Source organism: Thiorhodococcus minor (genome assembly GCF_010820565.1).
In the GTDB taxonomy this organism is placed as follows: domain Bacteria; phylum Pseudomonadota; class Gammaproteobacteria; order Chromatiales; family Chromatiaceae; genus Thiorhodococcus; species Thiorhodococcus minor.
Map to the genome: position 1 here is coordinate 1 of NZ_JAAIJQ010000219.1, position 2137 is coordinate 2137.

Sequence of the window (2137 nt, forward strand, 5' to 3'; positions counted from 1 at the left end):
CTCAGACGCTTCCATGAGGCCACCCAGCGCAACGCCCCCGAGGTCGTCATCTGGGGCAGCGGCACCCCCAAGCGCGAATTCCTGCATGTGGATGACATGGCCGCCGCCTGTCTGCATGTGCTCAATTTGGATTTAGACACCTACCGCGCCAACACCCAACCCATGTGCTCCCACATCAACGTCGGCACCGGCGTGGATGTCACCATCCGCGCCCTGGCCGAGACCATCGCCGGGGTTACCGGCTACCAGGGCGCCTTGCGCTTTGATCCGAGCAAGCCCGATGGGCCGCCGCGCAAGTTGTTGGATGTGTCGCGCTTGTCCGCGCTGGGCTGGCGGGCCGGGATTAGGTTGGAGGATGGCTTGCGGGAGACTTATGCCTGGTTTTGCGCGCATCAGGACGCTGTTCGAGGCTGAATTTGGGCATGAACACAACACTCGCCTATGATCAAGACGATGACCTTTGGTTTGCCGACCAGGCGCGCTCACGATTGGCGGCAACCCAATGACCAAGCGCATTGACCAACAGACCGAGCTTGCCGTGGGCCGTTTCCGCGCTCTGATTTCCACTCGCTATGACTTTGTTGCCGATGACCTGGCCGTGGTCGAAACCTGTGACGACGGCGCCGATGCCTTCGCCGCCTATCGCCGCCGCCATCGTGCCGATCCCGAGCGTTAATGGCTCTTTGTCCACACTAGCCGCCCGCACTTGCGTGTCGAACAACGCCCTTGGTTAGGCATTCGCATGGAAACAGATGGTTCTCATTCGTCGTGACTCCTTGCTTTTTAATTTAGGGTCTGACCCCTTTAATTATACGCGACCCTATAGATCGCACTTGGTCTCATATTCGCTTTGCACATTCAGTCATCGCCAATCAGCCTATTTCATCTATCAGTCTAAACTACATAAAGTCCATGGCGTTTTCGCCAACAGTATCGACTCGAAGCGATTACAATCGCACAATCAATATCTATCAGCCAATTTTCAATGAAAACTTTTTCATATTTCATTATGACGATATAATCACTCGTCCACTAGAATTGATTGCTAAAGTTTTAAAAATATTGAATTTAGATACGGATTACCCCATGCGGATTCATTGGAAACAGGCATTGCAGCTCACCGCCAATTGCGCGTAGCATGCTCATCGAATAGGGGCTCTTTTCGCTGGTTAATCATGGATTTAGCACCTTTATGATTATACCGCGCATTGCGCCCCTATTCACGCATAACGTCTTGATATTGCAGCGCAATGAACGCTCGATCAGAATTCCATTTCAGCGTAATCAAGTATTCCATCAAATACTAATACGCGAAACCATCATTGATTGCTTATATTCTAATCTATATCACTGCCGCAGTAGCTAATTGGGAATTGGTCGCAACAAAAACGCGAAACTTCAGATCAAAAAGTGGATAAATCGTTGTGAGCGTCTTCTTAAATAATTTTCTTAGAACTTTTAGGAAAGCATCATGAAGGCAACCAAACTCGAAGCTCTGCGTCGTTACTACGGGAAAGAATCACGACCTGCTGCTGTCTTTGATGTCGGTGTCAACAGTCACTCAAGTTTCGCAGTTCTGAGAATGTCCGTCTCAGCAGTGACGTGGACTCGCGGGGTTTCGGTGGGGTTTGCGCCAAAACGGGCAAACCCCTCGAAAACTCTCCCTACCCAGGCGCAGCACCCCTCCAAAAGGGCAAAACTTCAGAACAGTCAAACAGCCGAGCTAATCGCTTTCTTTCCGACCGTCAAGCACTATTTGTTCGAGCCAGATGACACGCACTTTACCGCCATCAAAAAGAATTATCGCTCAATCAGTTATTCTTTGCACCCTGTGGCGCCTACCGACCACGCCAGTAGTGGCTTTCTCGTGAAAACGAGTCTACATCGCGATGGCGTCGCTACGCATTCATCAATTAAAAACGAGCCACAAGTTGTCGATGGTAAACGCGTTGTCAGTTGCACGGAATTCACATCCACTCGGTTTGACGTACTGGGCATTGCTGTTCCGAAAAATTCGCTTTTGAAAGTTGATACAGATGGCAGTGATCTCCAAGTTATTCGGCTCTCCCGTTTGCTCTGGGGTTGTGATATCTTTAAAATCAATGGCTTGCCTGCTGCTTTCCGCTAGAACCCTATT

The 2137-nt window shown here is 50.3% G+C and carries 3 protein-coding genes; all 3 read left to right on the forward strand.

Going from position 1 to position 2137, the window contains the following annotated elements; all coding sequences use genetic code 11:
• The coding region (locus tag G3446_RS26430) for an NAD-dependent epimerase/dehydratase family protein (RefSeq protein ID WP_164456637.1) at nucleotides 1-414 on the forward strand (414 nt) is incomplete at its 5' end.
• Between the two features lie 88 nt (nucleotides 415-502).
• The gene (locus G3446_RS26435) at nucleotides 503-676 is read left to right on the forward strand and encodes a hypothetical protein (protein ID WP_164456638.1); all 174 of its coding nucleotides are present in this window, start codon (nucleotides 503-505) and stop codon (nucleotides 674-676) included.
• 795 nt (nucleotides 677-1471) lie between these two features.
• The gene (locus G3446_RS26440; protein WP_164456639.1) at nucleotides 1472-2128 is read left to right on the forward strand and encodes a hypothetical protein; all 657 of its coding nucleotides are present in this window, start codon (nucleotides 1472-1474) and stop codon (nucleotides 2126-2128) included.
• Nucleotides 2129-2137: the final 9 nt, after the last annotated feature.

Coding starts and splice junctions, on each gene's coding strand:
- G3446_RS26440 (WP_164456639.1), top strand. CDS start 1,472: ATGAAGGCAACCAAACTCGAAGCTCTGCGTCGTTACTACGGGAAAGAA.
- G3446_RS26435 (WP_164456638.1), top strand. CDS start 503: ATGACCAAGCGCATTGACCAACAGACCGAGCTTGCCGTGGGCCGTTTC.